This window comes from Streptomyces sp. NPDC050704, assembly GCF_040654355.1.
Taxonomy (GTDB): domain Bacteria; phylum Actinomycetota; class Actinomycetes; order Streptomycetales; family Streptomycetaceae; genus Streptomyces.
On the sequence record NZ_JBFAHW010000102.1, the window covers coordinates 1 to 23,047 of the forward strand.

A 23,047-nucleotide genomic window follows, 5' to 3' on the forward strand; every position below is an offset into this window, starting at 1 on the left:
GAATGCCGGGGGCCGTCGTCATGCGTGCGGGCCCTGCCCCGTATACGTGCGGGCCCTACTCCGTCTTCAGGGCCTGCGCCATCTTCGTCAGCTGCGCGAAGGACGCCGTGCCGGTCACGACCGTCGTGGAGCCCTTCTCCCGGAGGACGAGAGCGTCGTACTTCGCGCCCTCGTACCGCTCCCAGGAGCGCTCACCGACGCGCTGCGTGGCGTTCGTCTCCTCGGCGCCCTGGCTGACCTCGTCGATGAACGCGGCGGGCCGCTGAGTCGACTGCTCGATCGCCACGTACTCACCGTCGGGGGCGTGGAAGCCGAGGTGCCAGGCGTCGAATTCGACGCCCTGGAACCGCACCGACGTGGCCTTCCACTCCTTGGACAACCCCTCGGGCGCCGCCACCGGATAGGCCGCCGCACGGCGTGCCGTGAGGAGTTCCACGCGGTAGTCGACCCGCTTGAGAGGGGGCTCCGAGTCGTCATTGGGAATGAAGATGTAGATGAACCCCGCGACGATGCCGATCAGGCCCAGGGACAGCACCATGTCCCGGACCGACTGCTTGCCTTTCGTACCTGCCACGTACTCATCGTCGCAGGTGTACTGGTCTGCTCATCCGTGGGGTCCCCTGCTCATTTTGTCGGACTGGGGATAGAGTCGGCCCGAACCCTCATCCGGCCGTCGTCGTATCAGAAAGGTGCGCTCCGATGACCGAGCATCACTTGCCGTCCGAACTCGAGGTCCCCTCCGAGGCCCCCGACCGAAACCTCGCCCTGGAGCTCGTCCGGGTCACCGAGGCCGCCGCGATGGCCGCGGGCCGCTGGGTCGGCCGCGGCGACAAGAACGGCGCCGACGGCGCGGCGGTACGCGCCATGCGAACCCTCGTCTCCACCGTCTCGATGAACGGCGTCGTCGTCATCGGGGAGGGCGAGAAGGACGAGGCCCCGATGCTCTTCAACGGGGAACGGGTCGGCGACGGGACCGGCGCCGAGTGCGACATCGCCGTCGACCCGATCGACGGGACCACGCTCACCGCGAAGGGCATGACGAACGCGATCGCCGTGCTGGCCGCCGCCGACCGCGGCACCATGTTCGACCCGTCCGCCGTCTTCTACATGGACAAACTGGTCACCGGGCCCGAGGCCGCCGACTTCGTCGACATCAACGCCCCGGTGTCCGTGAACATCCGCCGGGTCGCCAAGGCCAAGCGGTCCACGCCGGACGACGTCACCGTCGTCATCCTCGACCGGCCGCGGCACGACGGGATCATCAAGGAGATCCGGGAGACCGGCGCGCGCATCAAGCTGATCTCCGACGGCGACGTCGCGGGCTCGATCCTGGCGCTGCGCGAGGGCACCGGCATCGACCTGCTGCTCGGCATCGGCGGTACGCCCGAGGGCATCATCTCCGCCTGTGCGGTGAAGTGTCTGGGCGGCACCATCCAGGGCAAGCTGTGGCCCAAGGACGACGGGGAGCGGCAGCGTGCCGTCGACGCGGGGCACGACCTCGACCGCGTCCTGTTCACCGACGACCTGGTCTCCGGCGAGAACGTCTTCTTCGTCGCGACCGGGATCACCGACGGTGAGCTGCTGCGGGGGGTTCGCTACCGGGCCGAGACGGCCACGACGGACTCGATCGTGATGCGGTCCAAGTCGGGGACGGTGCGGCAGATCACTTCCGAGCACCGGCTTTCGAAGCTGCGGGCGTACAGCGCCATCGACTTCGACCGGGCCAAGTAACTCCGTCGGTTGGGCCGGGGAACTACCGGTCGTGAGTAACTGCGGGTTCGTTGTGGCTGGTCGCGCAGTTCCCCGCGCCCCTTAAGGGGCGCGCCTGCCCTGACCAGCGCATACAGCGACGGAACGGCGGATTTTGGCACGCTGAGGGGCGCCCCTGTGCGGAGGGCGCCCCTTTCCGTACGTGCCGGTCAGCCGGCCGCGGCTATCGTTCCCGTGGTGGAGCGTGCGGCCTTCTGGAGTTCCAGGTCGCGGCGGCGGCGCCGGGCCAGGACCACACGGCGCTCGGCGGCGGTGAGTCCACCCCAGACTCCGTACGGCTCAGGTTGCAGCAGCGCGTGTTCGCGGCACTCGACCATCACGGGACAACGCCCGCAGACCCGCTTCGCCGCCTCCTCCCGGGACAGCCTGGCGGCGGTGGGTTCTTTGGAGGGCGCGAAGAACAGCCCGGCCTCATCGCGGCGGCACACGGCCTCCGTGTGCCAAGGGGCGTCCTGGTCCCTCTCGCGCACCGGAACCCGCTGGGGCGGAACGGCGGCGACCTGCAGGGACTGATGCGGCGGATGCAGCACGGTCTACTCCTGACGACGGCTTCGCGAGCGAGAGACGATGCAGCAAGGCCTACCCGCTGTGCGCGTGCCTATGCACTCAGTTCCGAAGCGCCGGAGTTCTCGCCGTCACAGGATGGCCACTTCTGGACCAATACCCTCCGCGTGCCGGGCAATTCGCGACCGTCAACGTCCAAGATGTTTGCGCAACTTGTCGTTCACCCGGTCGCCGATGCGGTCGATGAGGTCCTCAATCACCTTGCCCCGCTTGGGTTTTGCCTCGATGGTCCCCAGCACGGCCAGTCCGTCCACATAGACCACGGGTGCGTCCCGCTCACCCGAATCCAGCGTGTCCACCTCGAAGTTGCCGAGGACTCCGCCGCCGCTGCCCCTCAGCGACACGTTCTCCGGGACGCGGATCTCCACGCTGCCGAAGACCGAGATCGCCTTGATCACGACCTGCCGGTGCTCGAAGACCGCCTCGCTGAGGTCTATCTCCACGCTGCCGAAGATCGCGTACGCGTGCGTGCGACGGCCGACTCGCCACCGGCCCTTGCGGATCGCGGCGCTGAACACCGCCACCACGTTCTCGTCGGCGACCGGCGGGACCGTGCCCGGAGTGGGGCGGTTCGGCGCCGGCGCGAACGTCGCCGCCGAGTGCGACCGGTGGGCCGCGGGCAGGTCCCGGACGAGCGGCGCGAGCTCGCCGACGGTCTTCGCGCGGTAGGCCTCCTCGACCCGCTCGGCGTGCTCCTCCGCGTCTATGCGGCCCTCGGCGAGTGCCTCGCGCAGGATGTCCGCGGTCCGGTCACGGTCGGCGTCGGAGGCCCGCAGGTCGGCGTGGGGCCGAAGGCCGGGTTCGGTGTGCTTCTGAAGGTCCACGGCAGCAGCGTACCCAAACGCGATAGATCGCGACTACCCCTTGTCCCGCCCTGTGGAAAACCCGTCGCGGGACCGGCCGGCGACCGAACTGAGCCTTACCTCACAAACTCGCTGTCCGAGCCAGGTTCTACGCTGGTGGACGCTGCCAACGGAGGCCGCACGCTGTCTGTCGAGTGAGGAATGGGCGAGATGCCTGAGTTCGCGTACACCGATCTGCTCCCCCAGGGAGAGGACACCACCCCGTACCGGCTGGTGACCTCCGAGGGTGTCTCCGCCTTCGAGGCCGACGGGCGCACGTTCCTCAAGGTCGAGCCGGAGGCGCTGCGCAAGCTCGCCGAGGAGGCCATCCACGACATCCAGCACTACCTGCGGCCCGCGCACCTGGCTCAGCTGCGCCGCATCATCGACGACCCGGAGGCGTCGAACAACGACAAGTTCGTCGCACTGGACCTCCTGAAGAACGCGAACATCGCGGCCGCGGGCGTCCTCCCCATGTGCCAGGACACCGGCACCGCGATCGTGATGGGCAAGCGCGGGCAGAACGTACTCACGGCGGGCGGCGACGAGGCGGCCCTCTCACGCGGCATCTACGACGCGTACAAGAACCTGAACCTGCGCTACTCCCAGATGGCCCCGCTGACCATGTGGGAGGAGAAGAACACCGGCTCCAACCTCCCCGCCCAGATCGAGCTGTACGCGGCCGACGGCGGCGCCTACAAGTTCCTCTTCATGGCCAAGGGCGGCGGCTCTGCCAACAAGTCGTTCCTCTACCAGGAGACGAAGGCCGTCCTGAACGAGGCCTCCATGATGAAGTTCCTGGAGGAGAAGATCCGGTCGCTCGGTACGGCCGCCTGCCCGCCGTACCACCTGGCGATCGTCGTCGGCGGTACGAGCGCGGAGTACGCCCTGAAGACCGCGAAGTACGCGTCCGCGCACTACCTGGACGAGATTCCGGCCGAGGGCGGCGAGCTCGGGCACGGGTTCCGGGACAAGGATCTGGAGCAGAAGGTCTTCGAGCTGACGCAGAAGATCGGGATCGGGGCGCAGTTCGGCGGCAAGTACTTCTGCCACGACGTACGCGTGGTCCGGCTTCCGCGGCACGGGGCGTCCTGCCCCGTCGCGATCGCCGTGTCCTGTTCCGCGGACCGGCAGGCCGTCGCGAAGATCACCGCCGAGGGGGTCTTCCTGGAGCAGCTGGAGACGGACCCGGCGCGCTTCCTCCCGGAGACCACCGACGAGCATCTCGACGAGTCGGACAACGTGGTCAAGATTGACTTGAACCAGCCGATGGACGCCATCCTCGCCGAGCTCACCAAGTACCCGGTGAAGACCCGGCTGTCGCTCACCGGGCCGCTCGTCGTGGCGCGCGACATCGCGCACGCCAAGATCAAGGAGCGGCTGGACGCGGGCGAGGAGATGCCGCAGTACCTGAAGGACCACCCGGTGTACTACGCGGGGCCCGCGAAGACCCCAGAGGGGTACGCGTCCGGCTCCTTCGGGCCGACCACCGCCGGGCGGATGGACTCGTACGTCGAGCAGTTCCAGGCGGCGGGCGGCTCCAGGGTGATGCTCGCGAAGGGGAACCGGTCGCAGCAGGTCACCGACGCGTGCGACGCCCACGGGGGCTTCTACCTCGGCTCGATCGGCGGGCCCGCGGCCCGGCTCGCCCAGGACTGCATCAAGAAGGTCGAGGTCGTCGAGTACGAGGAGCTCGGCATGGAGGCCGTCTGGAAGATCGAGGTCGAGGACTTCCCGGCGTTCATCGTGGTCGACGACAAGGGCAACGACTTCTTCAAGGACCCGGCACCGGCGCCCACGTTCACGTCGATTCCGGTGCGGGGGCCGGGTCTGGCGTAACGCGCGGGCCTGTCCGGCTTTCGCCGTTCAGCTCCCTGTCTCCTAGTTGTCTCCTTGTTCATGCGTGGTATTTCCTCTCGGACCGTGCCGTGCCCCGGCAACACCTCGGGGATTGAGGTCATTTACCTCTATCGACGACGGCTTCCGAAAAGAAATCCTTGGTCCACGCTGCAACTCGCCCGAAAGCGAGTTCCCCACGCAGCGCCCACCCCCCACGCATGAAAAGGAACCACTGTGTCAAAAACGGCACGATCGCAAAAGCGTTTTCTGAACAGATCCCTGGCACTGCTGCTCGCCGGCGGAGCCGGACTCGGCATGGTCGTGGCCTCCGGCGGCTCCGCCTTCGCCGCGCTGCGGCAGCCCAACGGGGGCCTCGTCCCGCTACAGGTCCAGGGCGGGTCCGTCGGCCTGCTCAGCGGCACCAACAGCGTCAAGGTGACCGTCGCGGGGACCGGTTCGACCTGCACGGCCGTCAACGGCTCGGGCAACCTCGCCACGGGCTGGCAGCTCTCCGAGGGCGACAGCATCACCATCGACTCGTTCACCGACAAGTCGTGCCAGGGTTCCCAGATCGGGTCGGGCATCGCCTACACCCTGACTTACAGCGGGCCCGACCCGAAGAACAGTTTCTCGCACGTACTGGTCCGGGCGCGGAGCGCGGCCGTCTTCGTCTGTTCCGACAGCGGCTGGACCGACGGCGACATCAGCGTCTGCCGGAACGCCTGACAGCCGTCCGTCCGGCAGAACCACCGTTCTGCCCGCCTTCTCTTCTCTCCCTCCTCCCCCCTTTCTCCTTTGTCCGTTCTCTTCGCGGACTCGAAAAAAGGAACCACGATGAGCAAGCTCATTCGCGCACGCCGAATTGTTCCGGTCGCACTTGTGGCGGCGGCCTCCGCCGTGGCACTGGCGACCTCGCCCGCCTCCGCCGCGACCATCACCCAGATCAACGTCAGCGCCTCGGCGATTCCGAGCGGGGCGAACTGCGTCTACATCACGGCGGAGCCCGAGTCCGGCTCCGGCCGGATCGGCGGCCCGTACTCCTTCAACGCCGGCGGGAGCTTCCAGAACGGCAGCTTCTCGGTGAACACCGGTGAGACCGTCCGCTTCGAATGGCACGACGACAACTGCGGCCCGCAGTCCGAGCTGCGGACGAACTCGTACATCGCTCCGGACGCGACCACCTGGAACATCACCTGATCCCCGGCCACGGGCTTCGCCCGTAGCGCCCCGGGAACGCGAGGCCGGCCGGTTCACCCGAACCGGCCGGCCCTCCGTCGTGACCGGACCCGCCGTGACCGGACCCATCGTGACCCGACCCCGCCGCGTCTCACCGGCCACCGGGTGCGGCGGGCCCCAGGTGCCCGAGCCACCTCAGGATCGCCTCCGACTGGCTCCGCACTTCGAGCTTGCGGTAGATGCGGCTCAGATAGTTCCTGACGGTCTTGTCGGTCAGGAACAGTTCGCCGGCCACCTCCTTGACCCCGCGCCCGGCGGCAAGGAGCTCCATGACCTGCCGCTCCCGCAGCGAGAGCCGGGGGAGACCGTCGGGCACCGCCGTGGCCGCATCGCCGCCGTCCTCCGACGCCTCCCGCGTTCTCGCCCTGCGAGCGAGTCTGACCTGCTCCGCGGCGATCGCCGGATCGAGCAGGCTGGCGCCGCGATAGGTGCACACCAACGCCTCGTCGAGCAGCAGGCCGTACCGGTTCTCCAGCAGATAGCTCACAGCCCCGCTGTCCAGTGCCAGGGAGACGTCGTCCCAGTCGAGCCAGGGCGCGAGCACCGCGGCGGGCGGCAGCGCGCCCTCCGTCTCGGCCGCGAAGCGCCGCAGTTCCTGACCCATGCCTACTCCGTAGAGCAGCAGGACGTCGTCACTCGGGCGCATTTCGCTCGGTTCCCGGACCAGCCGAACACCGCTCCCGGACAGGGAGGGCGGTTTGACGCCGTGGCGGCTGACGAGAGCGACGGACAGGGATGTCACATCGACAGAGACCGTCTGGTAATCGCCCTGACCTTGCACGATGTCTCCATGTGGGGGTGGCACGGAGTCTCGTGGGGTGACTCACTCCGGTGTCCTTGAAAATTCATACCTGCTACCGGCGCGTAGCGGATATGTGGAACGTCATACGCAAAGGTATGGAAACCAGGCAACCGTCGTGTCACCCGGAACATCCGGGCCCACCCGATCGCTGTACCGGGTATGAGTGAATACCGCATCGAGCACGACTCCATGGGCGAGGTCCGCGTACCGTCGGACGCCAAGTGGCGGGCCCAGACACAGCGCGCCGTGGAGAACTTCCCGATCTCCGGGCAACGGATCGAGCGCGCGCACATCGAGGCGCTCGCCCGCATCAAGGCGGCCGCCGCCAGGGTGAACGCCGAGCTGGGGGTGCTCGACAAGGACATCGCCGAGGCGATCCAGGACGCCGCGGACGAGGTCGTCGAAGGTCGCTGGGACGAGCACTTCCCCGTGGACGTGTTCCAGACGGGCTCGGGCACCTCGTCCAACATGAACACCAACGAGGTCATCGCCACGCTGGCGACGGAACGGCTCGGCCGGGACGTACATCCCAACGACCATGTGAACGCGTCCCAGTCCAGCAATGACGTGTTCCCGTCCTCCATCCACATCGCCGCCACCGCCGCCGTCACCCGCGACCTCATCCCCGCCCTCGACCACCTCGCCGCCTCTCTCGCGCGCAAGTCCGCCGAGTTCGCCGACGTCGTGAAGTCCGGGCGTACGCATCTCATGGACGCGACGCCGGTGACGCTGGGGCAGGAGTTCGGCGGGTACGCCGCCCAGGTGCGGTACGGGATCGAGCGGCTCCAGGCCTCGCTCCCCCGCCTCGCCGAGCTCCCCCTCGGGGGCACCGCCGTCGGTACCGGGATCAACACACCGCCCGGGTTCTCCGCCGCCGTGATCGCCGAGGTCGCGCGGGCCACCGGGCTGCCGCTCACCGAGGCCCGCGACCACTTCGAGGCGCAGGGCGCGCGGGACGGGATCGTCGAGACCAGCGGGCAGTTGCGGACCATCGCCGTCGGGCTGACCAAGATCGCCAATGATCTGCGGTGGATGGCCTCCGGGCCGCGCACCGGGCTCGCCGAGATCAACCTGCCCGACCTCCAGCCGGGCTCGTCGATCATGCCCGGGAAGGTCAATCCGGTCCTTCCCGAGGCCGTGCTGATGGTGGCCGCGCAGGTGGCCGGAAACGACGCGACCGTCGCCACCGCCGGAGCCGCGGGCAACTTCGAGCTCAACGTGATGCTTCCGGTCATCGCGAAGAACGTGCTGGAGTCGGTCCGGCTGCTCGCCAACGTCTCGCGGCTGCTCGCCGACCGGACCGTCGACGGGATCACCGCGAACCGCGAACGGGCCCGCGAGTACGCCGAGTCGTCGCCGTCCGTCGTGACGCCGCTGAACAAGTACATCGGGTACGAGGAGGCCGCGAAGGTCGCCAAGAAGGCGCTGGCCGAGCGGAAGACCATCCGCCAGGTCGTGCTGGAGTCCGGGTACGTGGACCGCGGCGACCTCACCCTGGAGCAGCTGGACGAGGCCCTGGATGTCCTGCGGATGACGCGGCCGTAACGACATCCGGCCATCGCGCGAACCGTGACGCGCACCGCAGCGTCGTATGCCATGGGCACCTAATATCTGTTCATGGCAGAGGGTGGAGCGGTGACACAGGTGGAAGCGGGCGGGTCGGCGGCGTATTGGAACGCCGGGAGTCAGATCCTGTGGCGTTACCGGGAGAACGCCGGCGCACGCTTCCATATCGTGCGCCCGGTCACGGTCGTACAGGACGACGACGAGCTGCTCGCCGTGTGGATGGCGCCCGGGACGGAATGTGTCAAACCCGTCCTGACCGACGGAACGTCCGTGCACGTCGAGCCGCTCGAATCCCGCTACACCAAGCCGCGTACCGTCCAGCGCGACCGCTGGTTCGGCACGGGCGTGCTGAAGCTGGCGCGGCCCGGCGAGCCGTGGTCGGTGTGGCTGTTCTGGGAGCCCGGCTGGCAGTTCAAGAACTGGTACGTCAACTTGGAGGAACCGCTGGCCAGATGGGACGGCGGGGTGGACTCCGAGGACCACTTCCTCGACATCACGGTGTATCCGGACCGGACTTGGGGCTGGCGCGACGAGGACGAGTTCGCGCAGGCCCAGCGGGACGGTTTGATGGACGCTCAAGTGGCCGCCCGGGTGCGGGAGGCGGGGCGGTCCGCGGTGGAGGTGATCAACGCCTGGGGAACGCCGTTCTCGGACGGCTGGCAGCACTGGCGCCCGGATCCGTCCTGGTCCGTCCCGGCGCTGCCCGACGACTGGGATCGTACGCCCGCGCACGTGTCCACATGAGACCCTTGATGCGCCCCCGTGGTAGAACCGTAGGATCGTCCTCCGCAACGAGTGGCCAGGGTCGGTGCGCAGCACCATCGTTGAGGAGTGGTGGTCGGGTGACAGGCGGGCGCGGAGCGGCAACTCCCGGAACGGGCGCTGGGCTTGACCGTACGTCACCGAGGGGCGGCAGGACGTGAGCGAGGGGTACGAGGGCCACAGCGGTACGGTCCGTAGGCGGCAGGCGGGGTTGTTCCCACCGGTGCCGGACGGGTCCGTCTCTGACAGGCTGTCTCACCACGCGGGGATTCCGTTCCTGGGGCACACATTCCGGGTATCGGGTTTTCTGCGGGACGAACTGCACGCACGGCGCGCAGCACCGGACGGATGGATTCGACACGCGTGACGGAGCACCCCACCTCCCACGAGCGCCGCCAGCCAAGCGCTGCCCGGCCCACCGCCCCCGCGGACCCCCGCGGGGCGCTTCTGCGTACCCCGGAGCAGCCCCAGCAGGGCTCCCCCGGCTCTCCCGCCTTACCCGCACAGGGACGACCGGGCGGGGTGGACGGCCCGCCCGTGCCCGGCGGTCAGGTACCCATCGGCTCGCCCGTGCCCGCGGAGACCCGCGGTGCCGCCACGGACACGCCCGCCGCTTCCGGGCCCCCGGCCGGCAGCCAGGGCCCACCCGCGCCCTCCGGCGGTCACGGTCCGACCGACGCCCCCGCCGGTTCAGGACCCGAGCACTCCCAGCCGTCCGCCACGGAGCCCGATCCGCACCGTCCGCGCCCGTCGCCCGAGTCGGTCCCGGCCCAGTCGGCCGGCGAGACGGCCGCCGTCCAGAGCGGCCTGGAGCGGCGTACGGGACAGGGGCCCGCGCCGGGCACTCCCATGCCCATGCGGCGGGACGGCGACCGGCTGCGCTTCGTGGGGGCCGCCACCCGGCGGATCGCCCGCGGTATCGACCTCGACGAGATCGTGATGGGGCTGTGCCGGGCCACCGTGCCGACCTTCTCGGACGCGATCCTCGTCTACCTGCGCGACCCGCTGCCGGTGGGCGACGAACGGCCCACCGGGCCCGTCGTGCTGCGCCTGCGGCGCACCGACCGGATCCCGGAGGACCGGGACACCGAGGGCTTCCTGCTGCCCGCACTGCAGCCCGAGCCCGACATCGGGATCACCGCCGAGCTGTGCACAGTGCGGCCCGGCGGCGCGCTCGCCGAGGTGCTGCGCGGCGTACGGCCCGTCTTCGCGGACGCGCTCGCCGCCCGTGCCGCGCTGCCCGAGCTGATCGGCGACGAGCTGACCGTGCCGGGCGGCCAGCGCGCGATCCTCGCCCCACTGCGTGGCCGCAGGCGGGTGATCGGCGCCGCGCTCTTCCTGCGCCGCCCGGACCGGCCCGCGTTCGAGACCGACGACCTGCTGGTCGCGGCCCAGCTCGCCACGCACAGCGCGCTCGGCATCGACAAGGCGGTGCTGTACGGGCGCGAGGCGTACATCGCCGACGAGCTGCAGCGCACCATGCTGCCCGAGACCCTGCCGCGCCCCACGGGTGTGCGGCTGGCGTCCCGTTATCTTCCGGCCGCGGAGACCGCCAGGGTCGGCGGCGACTGGTACGACGCGATTCCGCTGCCGGGCAGCCGGGTCGCCCTCGTCGTCGGTGACGTCATGGGCCACTCCATGACCTCGGCGGCCATCATGGGCCAGCTGCGCACCACCGCGCAGACCCTCGCCGGCCTGGACCTGCCGCCCCAGGAGGTCCTGCACCATCTCGACGAGCAGGCCCAGCGGCTTGGCACCGACCGCATGGCGACCTGCCTGTACGCCGTGTACGACCCGGTCGCGCACCGCATCACCATCGCCAACGCGGGCCACCCGCCACCGGTCCTGCTGCACCTGGGCGGCCGGGCCGAGGTACTGCGCGTACCGCCGGGCGCCCCCATCGGCGTGGGCGGGGTCGACTTCGAGGCGGTCGAGCTGGACGCGCCCGCCGGAGCCACCCTGGTGCTCTACACCGACGGCCTGGTCGAGTCGCGGCTGCGCGACGTGTGGACCGGGATAGAGCAGCTGCGCGAACGGCTCGCCGCCACCGCCCAGTTGACCGGCGCGGACCATCCGCCGCCGCTGGAGGCGCTGTGCGACGAGGTGCTCGACATGCTCGGTCCGGGCGACCGGGACGACGACATCGCGCTGCTCGCCGCCCGGTTCGACGGGATCGCGCCCAGTGACGTCGCGCTCTGGCACCTGGACCCCGAGGACGCCGCGCCGGGCCGGGCCCGCCGACTGGCCCGCAAGGCGCTCGTCCGCTGGGAGATGGAGGACCTCACGGACTCCGTGGAACTGCTCGTCAGCGAGGTCGTGACGAACGCCGTGCGCTATGCGACGAAGCCCGTCTCACTGCGTCTGCTGCGTACGGACGTACTGCGCTGCGAGGTCGGCGACGACGTGCCGCAGCTGCCGCGGCTGCGGCAGGCGCGGGCCACGGACGAGGGCGGCCGCGGTCTCTACCTGGTGAACAAACTGGCCAGACGGTGGGGCGCGACCCGGCTGAGCACCGGAAAGGTGGTCTGGTTCGAGCTGAACCGGGGGTGAGCAGGCGCCCCCTCCCGGAATCGAACCGCCGCCTTCAGACCCTGCCTGCCTGTTGAACGACGAGGGCGCCCGGAGCCATTTCGGCTCCGGGCGCCCTCGTCGTACCTCGTCACACCGCGGCCGTCACTAATCGTCCGGTCTGGCTTCCGAGTCGTCGCCCGGCAAGTCGATCGGCGGTGACGTCGTCGAGGCCGGAGGCGAGGACTGCGGCGGCGGCGTCGATTGGTCGTCCGAGGGTTCCTCGCTCGACGGCTCGTCCGACGGTTCGTCCGACGGCTCCTCGCTCGTCGGCGGGGCACTGGTCGTCGGCTCGTCCGACGGCTCGTCCGTCTGTTCCTGCGTCACGGTCGGCGTCGGCTTGGGCGTCGGCTTGACGCCCGCGCCCTGCTTGGTGTCCAGGTCGAACTTGGAGACACCGCCCATCGCGTCGAAGGTGTACGCCGCCCAGATCTGGGCCGGGAAGCCACCGCCGTTGACGCGGCTGCCGCCGGCCGCGCCCTGCAGCGTGACCTGACCGCCCTCGTTGACCTTCACGGGCTTGTCGGTCCCGCACCGTGTGGTGCCCGCCTTCGCCGCCTCACCGAACAGGCCCACCGACGTGACGAGCTTCGGGGTGTAACCGGTGAACCAGGCCGACTTGTTGCAGTCGGACGTACCCGTCTTGCCCGCGACCTGCTGGCCGTCGCGCGCCGGGTTGTCGCGTACGGAGGTCTTGGCCGTACCGTCGTCGACCACGCCGGTCAGCACCGAGGTGACCGTGTCGGCGGCCTCGCGGCTGATGACCTGTTCGCCGATCGGGTCCGGGACCTTGACCGCGCGGTCCTTGTGCTCGACCGACTTCAGGAGGGTCGGGGTGACCTTCTTGCCGTGGTTGTCGAGGGTCGCGTAGACACCGGCCATCTCCAGCGGGCTCGCGCCCATCGTGCCGAGGGTCTGGGCGGGCACGGCCTGCAGGCCCTTGACGTCCATGCCGAGTTCGCCCGCGGTCTGCATGACCTGGTCCATGCCGACGTCGACGCCCATCTGCGCGAAGACGGAGTTGATGGACTTGTTCATCGCGGTCTGGACGGTGACGTCGCCGTAGTCGACCTCGTCCTCGTTCGGCGGCGAGAAGCCGACCTTCTTGCCGTCGTCCTTGACGGTGCGCCCGCTCGTGCCGTCGTAGATCGTGTTGGCCGTGATCGGTGTGCCGTCCTGGGTCTCCGAGTCGTTGGCGACGGCGGCGGCCAGGATCAGCGGCTTGAAGGTGGAGGCGGGCTGGTAGTCGCGGCGTGTCGCGTTGTTCCTGAAGTGCTCCACGTAGTCCACGCCGCCGTACATCGCGAGGACCTTGCCGGTCTTCGGGTCGACGGACACGGCACCGGCCTGGACGTCGGCGTCGACCTTCCGCTCCTTGGCGTCGAGCTTGCCGGTGAGCTTGGCCTTGACGGCCTTCTCCAGCTGGGTCTGCTTCTTCTTGTCGACGTTCAGCGTGATGGTCCAGCCGCCCGCCTTGACCAGCGTCGCGGCCTCGTCCGTGTCGGCGGCCGTGCCCTGGGCGACGAGCTGCTTCTCCAGCGCCGTGTTGGCGGCCTCCACCAGATAGCCGGCCTGGCCCTCCATGCCGGGCGCGCCCTTGGGGTTCTTCGGCACGGGGAACTTCAGGGCGTCGCGCTCGCCGGCGCTCAGCCAGTTCTCCTCGACCATGTTGTTCAGTACGTAGGCCCAGCGCTGCTTGACCAGTTCCTTGCCGGTGTCGCTCGCGACCGCCCAGTCGTACTGGCTCGGAGCCTGGAGCAGGGCGGCGAGATACGCGCCCTGCTCGACCTTGAGCTTGTCGGCGTCGACGCGGTAGTACGCCTGCGCGGCGGCCTGGATGCCCCACGCGCCGCGGCCGTAGTAGCTGGTGTTGATGTAGCCGGCGAGGATGTCGTCCTTGGAGTACTGGCGGTCCACCTTCAGCGAGATGACCAGTTCCTTCAGCTTGCGCGTGACGGTCTGGTCCTGCGTGAGGTAGTAGTTCTTGACGTACTGCTGGGTGATCGTCGAGCCACCCTGCTTGCCCTTGCCCGAGAGCGTGTTGATGAGACCGCGGGTGGTGCCCTTGAGGTCGACGCCGGCGTCCTTGTAGAAGGACTTGTTCTCGGCCGCGACGAACGCCTGCTGGACCTTCTTGGGTATCTGGTCCAGGTCGACGATCTCGCGGTTGAGCACGCCGTCGCGGGCGAGGACCGTGCCGTCGCTGTACTTGTAGATGTTGCTCTGCTGCGTCGCCGCGGCGTTGCCCTGGGGGATGCCGATCATCAGGTACAGCGCGACGAAGGCGGCCATGCCGAGCAGGATGAGGCCGAAGAACGTACCGAGGAGCTTCTTCCAGGTGAAGAAGCGGCGTATACCGCTCTTGGCGCTGCCCTTGGCGCCGGCCTTGGACGAGCGCTTCGGCGCGGCACGGTGGCCACCACGCTGCCGCGCACGTCTCTCTTCCGCTCGTCCCATGGGTCCGACCGCTCCGCTTCCGTCTCGTGTGTCTCACAGGTTCGCCGCTCGGGTCAGCTCAGCAAACTAACACCGCACGTGGGGACAAAGGTTCGCCGATCCAGCCTTTTACGGACGTGAGAATCAGCACCTGTCCCCATGGAACCGACCATCGGAAGGGGTAGAAGGTTGCCATGGCGGGTAAAGTGATATCATTTAGCTAGATCGAAGCTATGCGCTCCAAACATGAGCGGCAGGACCACGAAACGGGGGATACACCCATGTCAACGCATGACTCGCACGGCTCACCGGGCGCCGTAGACGTACCCGAGATGCCCGCCCCGCGCGTACGGGAGTTCGCCGCGCACAGCATCGGCGGCGGACTCGCCCTGCTGCTCGGCCTGGTCGGACTACTGCTGGGCGTCGGAATGGTCGTCGGCGCCACGGTGGTGGACTCCACCGGCGGCAAGGCCGTGCTCATCGTGCTCGGCATCCTGATCGGGCTCGCGGCCTTCGTCGCCATGTGTGGCCTGAACATGGTGGCGCCGGGCGAGGCCCGCGTCGTCCAGCTCTTCGGCCGCTACCGGGGGACGATCCGCGAGGACGGCCTGCGCTGGGTCAACCCGCTCACCTCCCGCGCCAAGATCTCGACGCGGGTACGCAACCACGAGACGGCCGTCCTCAAGGTCAACGACGCCTACGGCAACCCGATCGAGCTCGCCGCGGTCGTGGTGTGGCGGGTGGAGGACACCGCGCAGGCCTCCTTCGAGGTGGACGACTTCCTGGAGTTCGTCTCCACGCAGACCGAGGCGGCGGTGCGGCACATCGCTATCGAGTACCCCTATGACGCGCACGACGAGGAGGGCCTGTCGCTGCGGGGCAACGCGGAGGAGATCACCGAGAAGCTCGCCGTCGAACTGCACGCGCGCGTGGAGGCGGCCGGCGTCCAGATCATCGAGTCCCGCTTCACGCATCTCGCGTACGCGCCCGAGATCGCCTCGGCGATGCTCCAGCGGCAGCAGGCGGGCGCGGTCGTCGCCGCCAGGCGGCAGATCGTGGACGGCGCGGTCGGCATGGTCGAGGCGGCGCTCGCGCGGATCAGCGAGCGGGACATCGTCGAGCTGGATTCCGAACGGAAGGCGGCGATGGTGTCGAACCTGATGGTGGTCCTGTGCGGCGACCGGGCTCCGCAGCCCGTCCTCAACACCGGGTCCCTCTACCAGTGACCTCGTCTTCGGAGCCGGAACGTTCGGAGCCGGAACGTTCGGAGGGGGCGCCCGAGGGGGTGCCCCCCAGGCGGCGGGCTCAGCAGCAGCGCAAGCAGGTGCTGCTGAGGCTCGATCCGCTGGTGTACGAGGCGCTGGCGCGGTGGGCCGGGGATGAGCTGCGCTCGGCCAACGCGCAGATCGAGTTTCTGTTGCGGCGGGCTCTCGCGGAGTCGGGGCGTCTGCCGGGTGGGGCGGGGCCGATTCCTCGGCGGGGGCGGCCTCCCCGTTCCGGGGAGGCCGAGGAGTAGGGGGCCTGCTGTCTGCGTATGACCTTGGCCGCGGGTCGGTGGGGGCTGGTCGCGCCCACGTGGCGGAGCCGCACATCGATACAGCCCCGCGCCCCTTACGGGGCCAGTAGCGGAACCGTGACAATCGGGCCTGGCCTGCGGGTTCGTACGCCCTGAAGTCGGCTATCCACAGTGGGTATACACGGCGTGTATACCCACTGTGTAGAGTCCTGCTCATGTCCATCGGTCACACACTCCTCGGGCTCCTTGAGTCCGGGCCCCGTCATGGTTACGACCTGAAGCGGGCCTTCGACGAGAAGTTCGGTCATGATCGGCCGCTGCACTACGGCCAGGTCTATTCGACGATGTCCCGGCTGCTGAAGAACGGCCTCGTGGAGGTCGACGGGATAGAGGCGGGCGGCGGCCCGGAGCGGAAGCGGTACGCGATCACCGAGGCGGGTGTCACCGATGTCCAGCGGTGGCTCGCGACGCCGGAGAAGCCCGAGCCGTATCTCCAGTCGACCCTTTACACAAAGGTCGTCCTCGCTCTCCTGACGCACCGTGACGCGTCCGGGATCCTCGACACCCAGCGCTCGGAGCACCTGCGGATGATGCGCATCCTCACCGACCGCAAGCGCAAGGGCGACCTTGCCGACCAGCTGATCTGCGACCACGCCCTCTTCCACCTCGAGGCCGACCTGCGGTGGCTTGAACTCACCGCCGCGCGCCTCGGAAAACTCGCCGAGGCGGTGACCCGATGACCCCCGCAGGCTCCCTGCTCGCGGCCCACGACCTGCGCAAGGCGTACGGCCCCACCAACGCCCTCGACGGCGCCGAGTTCTCCATCCACCCGGGCGAGGTCGTCGCCGTGATGGGCCCCTCGGGCTCCGGCAAGTCGACCCTCCTGCACTGCCTCGCCGGCATCGTGCCGCCCGACTCGGGCTCGATCATGTACAACGGCCAGGAGATGGCGACGATGAACGACGCCCAGCGCAGTGCGCTGCGGCGCTCCGAGTTCGGCTTCGTCTTCCAGTTCGGGCAGCTCGTCCCCGAACTGACCTGCGTCGAGAACGTCGCCCTGCCGCTGCGCCTGAACGGCACCTCCCGCAAGGAGGCCGAGCGCACCGCCCTGTCGTGGATGGAGCGCCTGGAGGTCGACGACCTCAGGGCCAAGCGGCCCGGCGAGGTCTCCGGCGGCCAGGGCCAGCGTGTCGCCGTCGCCCGCTCGCTGGTCACCGGCCCGCGCGTGCTCTTCGCCGACGAGCCCACCGGCGCCCTCGACTCGCTCAACGGCGAGCGCGTGATGGAGCTGCTGACGGACGCCGCACGGTCCGCCAACGCCGCCGTCGTCCTCGTCACGCACGAGGCCCGCGTGGCCGCGTACTCGGACCGCGAGATCGTCGTACGGGACGGCAAGTCCCGGGACATGGAGCGCGTCGTATGAACGCACGCCAGTGGTCGAGAGACCTGGCCATGGGCGCCAAGTTCGCGTTCACCGGCGGGCGCGAGGGCTGGATGCGCGTGCTGCTCACCGGCGTGGGCGTCGGCCTCGGTGTGGCGCTGCTGCTGCTCACCACGGCGATCCCGAACGCGATGCAGGCACGGTCCGACCGCGAGTACTCCCGTATGGACATCCCGTACAGCACGGACGACACGGCCAGGGCCGACAACACCGTGCTCGTCGCGAACATCGACACCGAGTTCCGTGGCGCGGACGTCCGCGGCCGCCAGCTGGAGCCCGAAGGCATGCGGGCACCGCTGCCGCCGGGGGTGGAGAAGTTCCCCGCGCCGGGCGAGATGGTCGTGTCGCCCGCGCTCAAGGAGCTGCTGGGGTCCAAGGACGCCGAACTGCTGCGTGAGCGGCTGCCGTACCGGATCACCGACACCATCGGCGAGCTCGGTCTCATCGGCCCGGCCGAACTCGCCTTCTACGCGGGCGGCGACGACCTGGCCCCGCGCATCAACGGCGCCGATGTCGCGCGCATCGACACCTTCCATGCGAAGAAGGCGCCCTCGGAGAAGCTGGACCCGGTCCTGCTGCTGCTCGTCCTGATGGTGTTCGTGGTGCTGCTGATGCCGGTCGGCGTCTTCATCGCCGCGGCCGTACGCTTCGGCGGCGAGCGGCGCGACCGCAGGCTCGCGGCCCTGCGGCTGGTCGGCGCCGACAGCCGGATGACCCACCGGATCGCCGCGGGCGAGGCGCTCTCCGGGGCACTCGTCGGACTGGTCTTCGGCACCGGCTTCTTCCTGATCGGCCGTCAGCTCGCGGGCACCCTCGAGTTCTTCGACATCAGCGTGTTCCCGAGCTACCTCGACCCGACGCCCGTACTGGCCGTGCTGATCGCCGTCGCGGTCCCGGCGGCCGCCGTCGCGGTGACTCTCCTCGCCCTGCGCGGTGTGGTCATCGAACCCCTCGGCGTGGTGCGCACGGCCAAGCCCGCCCGGCGCCGGCTGTGGTGGCGGCTGCTGCTGCCGCTGGGCGGTCTCGCGATGCTCTCCCCGATGATCGGCAAGGGCCGCGAGAACGGGAACTTCAACGAGTACCTGGTGACCGGCGGAGTCGTCCTGCTGCTCATCGGCATCACCGCGCTGCTGCCGTGGCTCGTGGAAGCTGTCGTGGCCCGGCTGAACTCCGGCTCGGTCTCCTGGCAACTGGCCGTCCGCAGGCTCCAGTTGAGCAGCGGCACCGCGGCCCGCATGGTCAACGGCATCGCGGTGGCGGTGGCCGGCGCGATCGCCCTGCAGATGCTGTTCTCCGGCGTCCAGAGCAACTACACGAAGTCCACCGGCAACGATCTCTCGCGCGCCCAGATGGGGCTGACCGTACCGAAGGGCGTCTCGCTCCCCGGGGCCATGCGGGAACTCTCCGAGACCCGTGGCGTGCGCCAGGCCATCCCACTCTCCGACGCCTCGCTGGGCGACAGCGTGAAGGACCCCGGGGCGATCTCGGAGCTGACCGTGGGCGACTGCGCCTCCCTGCGCGAGGTGGCGAAGCTGCCCTCGTGCCGTGAGGGGGACGTGTTCGCTGTGCACGGTGTCGAGTACGACACGGACACCCCGAAGATGGCCGCGAGCGGCCGCAAGGTCTACATCGACCCCTCCTACACCGACTCCACCCCGGGCAAGGAGGTCGCCTGGACGGTCCCGCGGGGCATCAAGAAGGCCGCCCCGCGCGTGTCCCCGACGGGTTGGGAGCGCGGCGGCTTCCTGGTCACCCCGAGCGCGCTGCCCGCCGCGGCGGTCCCGGCTCTCATCACGCAGATCTATCTCCGGCTCGACATGTCGGTCCCGGACGTGCGCGAGTACGTACGCAACACCGCGGTACGGATCGACCCGATCTCGAACCCCATGGCGTACACGGCGACCGAGCGGTCCGACCGCTACGACTCCATCCGCACCGGCCTGTTCGTCGGCGCGGCCGGCGTCCTCGCGCTGATCGGCGCCAGCCTGCTGGTCTCCCAGCTGGAGCAGCTGCGCGAGCGCAAGAAGCTGCTGTCGGTCCTGGTGGCCTTCGGCACCCGGCGCCGCACGCTGAGCCTGTCGGTGCTGTGGCAGACCGCGATCCCGATCACCCTCGGTCTGGTCCTCGCCGCGGTGGTGGGGCTCGCCCTGGGGGCGGTCCTGCTGAAGATGACGGCCACTTCGGTGACCGTGGACTGGCTGAGCGTCCTGTCGATGACGGGCATCGGGGCGGCGGTCGTCCTCCTCGTGACGGCCCTCAGTCTGCCGCCGCTGCTGCGCCTGATGCGTCCGGACGGCCTGCGCACGGAGTAACTTGGCCAGGCCCCTTTGAGTTAAGGCCGTTGCCGGGTACGGGTTCACCACACCCGTACCGGCAGCGGCCGCCGCACGCGGAGCGGCCTTTTCCGGTTGCCCAGGAGGAGCCCGATGCTCACCGTTGATGACAGTCCGCTGCTGTTCGGCTCGATCGACCTGCCGGACGGTGAGTGATCCATGTCCCTCGACGCGCTGAAGTCCGCGATTCCGGACTACGCCAAGGACCTTCGCCTGAACCTGGGTTCGGTGATCGGCGACTCCGAGCTGCCCGAGCAGCAGCTGTGGGGCACGGTGCTCGCCTGCGCGATCGCCTCGCGCTCTCCTCGTGTCCTGCGTGAGCTGGAGGAGGAGGCCAACGCGAAGCTGTCGCCGGAGGCCTACACCGCGGCCAAGACCACCGCGGCCGTCATGGCGATGAACAACGTCTTCCACCGCACGCGGCACCTGCTCTCCGACCCGGAGTACGGGAACCTGCGGGCGGGTCTCCGCACGAACGTGATCGGCGACCCGGGTGTGGCGAAGGTCGACTTCGAGCTGTGGTCGGTCGCCGTCTCCGCCATCAACGGGTGCGGGCAGTGTCTCGATCACCACGAGCAGGTGCTCCGCAGGGCGGGAGTCGACCGGGAGACGATTCAGGAGGCTTTCAAGATCGCCGCGGTCGTCCAGGCGGTGGGGGTCACACTGGACGCGGAGGAGATCCTGGCGGAGTAGTCCGGAGGCGTTTCCTCCTGCCTGGACGCGTCCGGCCTACCTGGACGCGTCCGACGGCCGCTCCACCGGAGCCGCGTCCGTCGCGGTCGCCCCGTGCGGCACCGGAGACCGGCGGAGGCCCGACTCCCGGGAGTACGACCGCAGGTACCCGACCACCGTGTTGACGACGGCGACGAGCGGCACGGCGACAACGGCACCACCGATCCCCGCGACCAGGCCACCCGCGGCGACGGACAGCACAACGGCCAGCGGATGCACCCGCACCGCCCGCCCCAGAATGAACGGCTGGAGGATGTGCCCCTCGATCTGCTGCACGGCCAGCACCACCGCCAGCACCATGACCGCCGTGAAGACACCCTGCGTCACCAGCGCGACCACCACCGCCAGCGCCCCCGACACCACCGCGCCGACCAGCGGAATGAACGCGAACAGGAAGATGAAGACGGCGAGCGGCACGGCCATCGGGACATCGAGGAAGAAGATGCCGAGGCCGATGAAGATGGCGTCGATGAGAGCGACTATCACCGTGCCCCGGACATAGGCGGTCAACGTGCGCCACGCGCGCGGGCCCGCCCCCGCGACCCCCGGACGGGCGGCCGCCGGCACGAGCTTGAGGGTCCACTCCCAGATGCGCTTGCCGTCGTAGAGGAGGAAGAGGGTGGAGAACATCGTGAGGAGGATGCCGGTCAGCGCCTCCACGATGACCGTGACACCTTCGAGGCCCGCCGACGTGATCTCGTCCGTGTTGGCGCCGACGGCCTCGCGCAGGCTCTTGGCGATGTCCTTGATCTGATCCTCGGTCACATGGAACGGGCTGTTGAGCAGCCAGCGCTGCAACTCGTCGATGCCGTCCTGGACCTGGTCGGAGAGGTTGTCGATGTTCTCCATGACCTGCCAGACCACGAACCAGCCGACCAGCCCCATGACCACGAAGCCGAGGATCGCGGTGAGCGCGGTGGCGGGCCCGCGCGGCACCCCGTACCGCCGCAGCCGCGCGACGGTCGGCTGGAGCAGCGCGGTGATGAGCAGCGCGGCCACGAAGGAGAGGACGACGAGCTGGACGGCGCTGATGACTCGCATCAACACCCAGACGGTGCCCGCGAGTACGAGCAGTCGCCAGCCGGCCTCGGCGGCGACCCGCATGCCCCACGGGACGGCCGCGGCGGGATCGGGACGGACGCCCACGGCGGGAGCGTCGGCCGAAGACCGGGGCTGGGACGACGACGGGGATGAGGCCGCTGGCGGGGCCCCTTCGGCCTGCGGGCCCGGGACGTCCGAGGCGTCCCTGACATCCGCGTCGTCCCGGTCGGCCCTGTCGGCCTCGGCGCGGCGCTCCTCCAACCGCTCGCCCATCTCGGTCAGTCCGGCACCGAGCCGACCGATCCACTTCGGCACTCGCGACATGATCCGTTCCTTTTCCCCGTTGCTCCCCACCACTCCCCCGGGGGTTTGCCGGGGTCGACCGTACATGGCCGAAGCCCCCCACCGTAGGACGGTGAGGGGCTCGGAGAGGTTGAGACGACTGAGCGGTTGCCGGCTCAGTAGTAGTTGTTGGCCTGCCAGAAATCCCAGGCCTCGCACGGACTGCCGTACCGGTCGGCCATGTAGCTCAGGCCCCACTTGATCTGGGTGGCCGGGTTGGACATCCAGTCGGCGCCGGCCGACGCCATCTTGGAGCCCGGCAGCGCCTGCATCAGGCCGTAGGCGTCGGAGGTGGGATTGTCCGCCTTGTAGTTCCAGCTGGACTCGTGGTCCACGATCGTGCTGAAGCACGAGAACTGGTCCGCCGGGACGATCTGGCGCGCCATCTCCTTGACCTGCTCAGCGGTGTACGAGGGCAGCACCGGGAAGCTGGACGGATCACGCGTGGCGGAACGGCTGGCGACCTTCTCGGCCTCCTCGCGTTCCTTCCGTTCCTTTGCCTCCCGCTCGGCCTTCTCCGCGGCCTTCTGCTTGGCGATCGCGTCCTTGGCGGCCTGCTTGCGCGCGGACTCCTCCGCGTCCTTCCGAGCGGTGGCGTCCGCGGCGATGGCCTGCGAGTCCGCCTGCTGCGTCAGGGAAGCGGTCTGCACCTGGGCCTGCTGGCCCGCGGGTATGTCCGCGAGGAGCGTCGCGTCGCTCGCCGTTGTGTCGGCGTCGTCGGCGAGAGGGGCGTTGCCCGAGGCAACACCAGAGACAGCGCCGACAGCGGTGACCGCGGTGGCCGAGGCCACTGCGAGTCCCCGGACCGAAATCCGGCTCACACGGTTTCCTTCCAGCATCGCCCGCTACAGGTGACCCTCGCGGACGCAATCGTGCCCCTGGCACTGGCCTCCCAACTGCGGGGTCACGGGAGGCACGGGCCCGGTGGACAACTCCCGTGACAGGAGCGCTCCATGGTGCGCGGGCGGCATACGACGGCTCTATGAAGTTCTGGATGCTGCTGTTGTGCCGTACCGCTGGGGGTACAGGTGTGTCGTATGCGGGGCCTGACAGGAGTGAGACTCTGCCGCACCCCGGCGCCGGGAGGCAATTCTGTGCCGAGTGTGAAAGCTCACACCCCGTTTGCCTCAGGAGTTTTCCGGAAACGAGCACACGCCAAGACGCCGCCCGGCTAGGCTTTTCGCCTTTGCCGGACGGCGTCAACTACCGTGTAGCCACCACCCTTTAACCAACCGGGACCAGGTGGGGCAGGTGGGA

At 69.4% G+C, this 23,047-nt stretch carries 20 protein-coding genes; 13 read left to right on the forward strand and 7 right to left on the reverse strand.

All coding sequences use genetic code 11. The features are described from left to right. Window positions 1-55: 55 nt before the first annotated feature. Window positions 56-574: a DUF4245 domain-containing protein gene (locus AB0I18_RS39535; RefSeq protein WP_363110565.1), complete on the reverse strand. Its 519-nt coding sequence runs from the start codon at window positions 572-574 to the stop codon at window positions 56-58. Window positions 575-699: 125 nt separating this feature from the next. Between AB0I18_RS39535 and glpX the strand changes: the two genes are divergently transcribed. Beyond that, on the forward strand, window positions 700-1,731 hold the full coding sequence (gene glpX, locus AB0I18_RS39540) for a class II fructose-bisphosphatase (RefSeq protein WP_363110566.1): 1,032 nt from the start codon (window positions 700-702) through the stop codon (window positions 1,729-1,731). A gap of 188 nt (window positions 1,732-1,919) precedes the next feature. On the opposite strand, the gene AB0I18_RS39545 is transcribed toward glpX, so the two are convergent. Both AB0I18_RS39545 and AB0I18_RS39550 read right to left on the reverse strand, forming a co-directional pair. Further along, window positions 1,920-2,300: a WhiB family transcriptional regulator gene (locus AB0I18_RS39545; protein ID WP_363110567.1), complete on the reverse strand. Its 381-nt coding sequence runs from the start codon at window positions 2,298-2,300 to the stop codon at window positions 1,920-1,922. A 162-nt stretch (window positions 2,301-2,462) separates the two neighbouring features. Then, window positions 2,463-3,158 carry a DUF1707 domain-containing protein gene (locus AB0I18_RS39550; RefSeq protein WP_363110568.1) on the reverse strand — a complete coding sequence of 232 codons (696 nt, stop codon included), beginning with the start codon at window positions 3,156-3,158 and terminating at the stop codon, window positions 2,463-2,465. Window positions 3,159-3,347: 189 nt separating this feature from the next. On the opposite strand from AB0I18_RS39550, the gene AB0I18_RS39555 reads away from it, so the two are divergent. From AB0I18_RS39555 to AB0I18_RS39565, 3 genes are all read left to right on the forward strand, one after another. Further along, on the forward strand, window positions 3,348-5,015 hold the full coding sequence (locus AB0I18_RS39555; RefSeq protein ID WP_363110569.1) for a fumarate hydratase: 1,668 nt from the start codon (window positions 3,348-3,350) through the stop codon (window positions 5,013-5,015). A 315-nt stretch (window positions 5,016-5,330) separates the two neighbouring features. Then, the gene (locus tag AB0I18_RS39560; protein WP_363110570.1) at window positions 5,331-5,741 is read left to right on the forward strand and encodes a hypothetical protein; all 411 of its coding nucleotides are present in this window, start codon (window positions 5,331-5,333) and stop codon (window positions 5,739-5,741) included. A gap of 108 nt (window positions 5,742-5,849) precedes the next feature. Then, the gene (locus AB0I18_RS39565) at window positions 5,850-6,212 is read left to right on the forward strand and encodes a hypothetical protein (RefSeq protein ID WP_363110571.1); all 363 of its coding nucleotides are present in this window, start codon (window positions 5,850-5,852) and stop codon (window positions 6,210-6,212) included. A gap of 130 nt (window positions 6,213-6,342) precedes the next feature. Here the strand turns inward: AB0I18_RS39565 and AB0I18_RS39570 are convergent, their stop codons facing one another. Then, window positions 6,343-6,897, reverse strand: a complete 555-nt coding sequence (locus tag AB0I18_RS39570) for a response regulator transcription factor (protein ID WP_363110572.1) — start codon at window positions 6,895-6,897, stop codon at window positions 6,343-6,345. A gap of 315 nt (window positions 6,898-7,212) precedes the next feature. Here AB0I18_RS39570 and AB0I18_RS39575 point away from each other — a divergent pair, with 315 nt between their 5' ends. From AB0I18_RS39575 to AB0I18_RS39585, 3 genes are all read left to right on the forward strand, one after another. Further along, the gene (locus AB0I18_RS39575; RefSeq protein ID WP_363110573.1) at window positions 7,213-8,598 is read left to right on the forward strand and encodes a class II fumarate hydratase; all 1,386 of its coding nucleotides are present in this window, start codon (window positions 7,213-7,215) and stop codon (window positions 8,596-8,598) included. 72 nt (window positions 8,599-8,670) lie between these two features. Next, window positions 8,671-9,363, forward strand: a complete 693-nt coding sequence (locus AB0I18_RS39580) for a DUF402 domain-containing protein (protein WP_363110574.1) — start codon at window positions 8,671-8,673, stop codon at window positions 9,361-9,363. Between the two features lie 381 nt (window positions 9,364-9,744). Then, complete coding sequence (locus AB0I18_RS39585; protein ID WP_363110575.1) at window positions 9,745-11,931, forward strand: SpoIIE family protein phosphatase; 2,187 nt, start codon at window positions 9,745-9,747, stop codon at window positions 11,929-11,931. A gap of 126 nt (window positions 11,932-12,057) precedes the next feature. On the opposite strand, the gene AB0I18_RS39590 is transcribed toward AB0I18_RS39585, so the two are convergent. Further along, window positions 12,058-14,406 (reverse strand): transglycosylase domain-containing protein, encoded by a 2,349-nt coding sequence (locus tag AB0I18_RS39590; protein WP_363110576.1) that lies wholly within the window; start codon window positions 14,404-14,406, stop codon window positions 12,058-12,060. A gap of 260 nt (window positions 14,407-14,666) precedes the next feature. Between AB0I18_RS39590 and AB0I18_RS39595 the strand changes: the two genes are divergently transcribed. The 6 genes from AB0I18_RS39595 (at window position 14,667) to AB0I18_RS39620 (ending at window position 20,368) form a co-directional block, all read left to right on the forward strand. Beyond that, on the forward strand, window positions 14,667-15,611 hold the full coding sequence (locus AB0I18_RS39595) for an SPFH domain-containing protein (protein ID WP_363110577.1): 945 nt from the start codon (window positions 14,667-14,669) through the stop codon (window positions 15,609-15,611). Window positions 15,612-15,670: 59 nt separating this feature from the next. Next, window positions 15,671-15,901 (forward strand): hypothetical protein, encoded by a 231-nt coding sequence (locus AB0I18_RS39600; protein ID WP_363110578.1) that lies wholly within the window; start codon window positions 15,671-15,673, stop codon window positions 15,899-15,901. A 215-nt stretch (window positions 15,902-16,116) separates the two neighbouring features. Further along, the gene (locus AB0I18_RS39605) at window positions 16,117-16,641 is read left to right on the forward strand and encodes a PadR family transcriptional regulator (protein ID WP_363110579.1); all 525 of its coding nucleotides are present in this window, start codon (window positions 16,117-16,119) and stop codon (window positions 16,639-16,641) included. Further along, on the forward strand, window positions 16,638-17,324 hold the full coding sequence (locus AB0I18_RS39610) for an ABC transporter ATP-binding protein (RefSeq protein ID WP_363110580.1): 687 nt from the start codon (window positions 16,638-16,640) through the stop codon (window positions 17,322-17,324). Before AB0I18_RS39605 ends, AB0I18_RS39610 begins: the two co-directional genes overlap by 4 nt. Then, window positions 17,321-19,654, forward strand: a complete 2,334-nt coding sequence (locus AB0I18_RS39615) for an ABC transporter permease (RefSeq protein WP_363110581.1) — start codon at window positions 17,321-17,323, stop codon at window positions 19,652-19,654. The genes AB0I18_RS39610 and AB0I18_RS39615 overlap by 4 nt, the downstream gene beginning before the upstream one ends. 180 nt (window positions 19,655-19,834) lie before the next feature. Next, complete coding sequence (locus AB0I18_RS39620; protein WP_363110582.1) at window positions 19,835-20,368, forward strand: alkyl hydroperoxide reductase; 534 nt, start codon at window positions 19,835-19,837, stop codon at window positions 20,366-20,368. Between the two features lie 36 nt (window positions 20,369-20,404). Here the strand turns inward: AB0I18_RS39620 and AB0I18_RS39625 are convergent, their stop codons facing one another. Continuing rightward, the gene (locus tag AB0I18_RS39625; RefSeq protein WP_363110583.1) at window positions 20,405-21,772 is read right to left on the reverse strand and encodes an AI-2E family transporter; all 1,368 of its coding nucleotides are present in this window, start codon (window positions 21,770-21,772) and stop codon (window positions 20,405-20,407) included. A 134-nt stretch (window positions 21,773-21,906) separates the two neighbouring features. Next, a complete protein-coding gene (locus AB0I18_RS39630; protein ID WP_363110584.1) occupies window positions 21,907-22,611 on the reverse strand; it encodes a transglycosylase SLT domain-containing protein in 705 nt (234 codons plus the stop codon). Between the last annotated feature and the right edge of the window lie 436 nt (window positions 22,612-23,047).

Excerpts from the sequence above, each read along its gene's own strand:
- glpX (WP_363110566.1), top strand. The coding sequence starts at position 700 with ATGACCGAGCATCACTTGCCGTCCGAACTCGAGGTCCCCTCCGAGGCC.
- AB0I18_RS39555 (WP_363110569.1), top strand. The coding sequence starts at position 3,348 with ATGCCTGAGTTCGCGTACACCGATCTGCTCCCCCAGGGAGAGGACACC.
- AB0I18_RS39560 (WP_363110570.1), top strand. The coding sequence starts at position 5,331 with ATGGTCGTGGCCTCCGGCGGCTCCGCCTTCGCCGCGCTGCGGCAGCCC.
- AB0I18_RS39565 (WP_363110571.1), top strand. The coding sequence starts at position 5,850 with ATGAGCAAGCTCATTCGCGCACGCCGAATTGTTCCGGTCGCACTTGTG.
- AB0I18_RS39570 (WP_363110572.1), bottom strand. The coding sequence starts at position 6,897 with ATGCGCCCGAGTGACGACGTCCTGCTGCTCTACGGAGTAGGCATGGGT.
- AB0I18_RS39575 (WP_363110573.1), top strand. The coding sequence starts at position 7,213 with ATGAGTGAATACCGCATCGAGCACGACTCCATGGGCGAGGTCCGCGTA.
- AB0I18_RS39580 (WP_363110574.1), top strand. The coding sequence starts at position 8,671 with ATGGCAGAGGGTGGAGCGGTGACACAGGTGGAAGCGGGCGGGTCGGCG.
- AB0I18_RS39590 (WP_363110576.1), bottom strand. The coding sequence starts at position 14,406 with ATGGGACGAGCGGAAGAGAGACGTGCGCGGCAGCGTGGTGGCCACCGT.
- AB0I18_RS39595 (WP_363110577.1), top strand. The coding sequence starts at position 14,667 with ATGTCAACGCATGACTCGCACGGCTCACCGGGCGCCGTAGACGTACCC.
- AB0I18_RS39605 (WP_363110579.1), top strand. The coding sequence starts at position 16,117 with ATGTCCATCGGTCACACACTCCTCGGGCTCCTTGAGTCCGGGCCCCGT.
- AB0I18_RS39610 (WP_363110580.1), top strand. The coding sequence starts at position 16,638 with ATGACCCCCGCAGGCTCCCTGCTCGCGGCCCACGACCTGCGCAAGGCG.
- AB0I18_RS39615 (WP_363110581.1), top strand. The coding sequence starts at position 17,321 with ATGAACGCACGCCAGTGGTCGAGAGACCTGGCCATGGGCGCCAAGTTC.
- AB0I18_RS39620 (WP_363110582.1), top strand. The coding sequence starts at position 19,835 with ATGTCCCTCGACGCGCTGAAGTCCGCGATTCCGGACTACGCCAAGGAC.
- AB0I18_RS39625 (WP_363110583.1), bottom strand. The coding sequence starts at position 21,772 with ATGTCGCGAGTGCCGAAGTGGATCGGTCGGCTCGGTGCCGGACTGACC.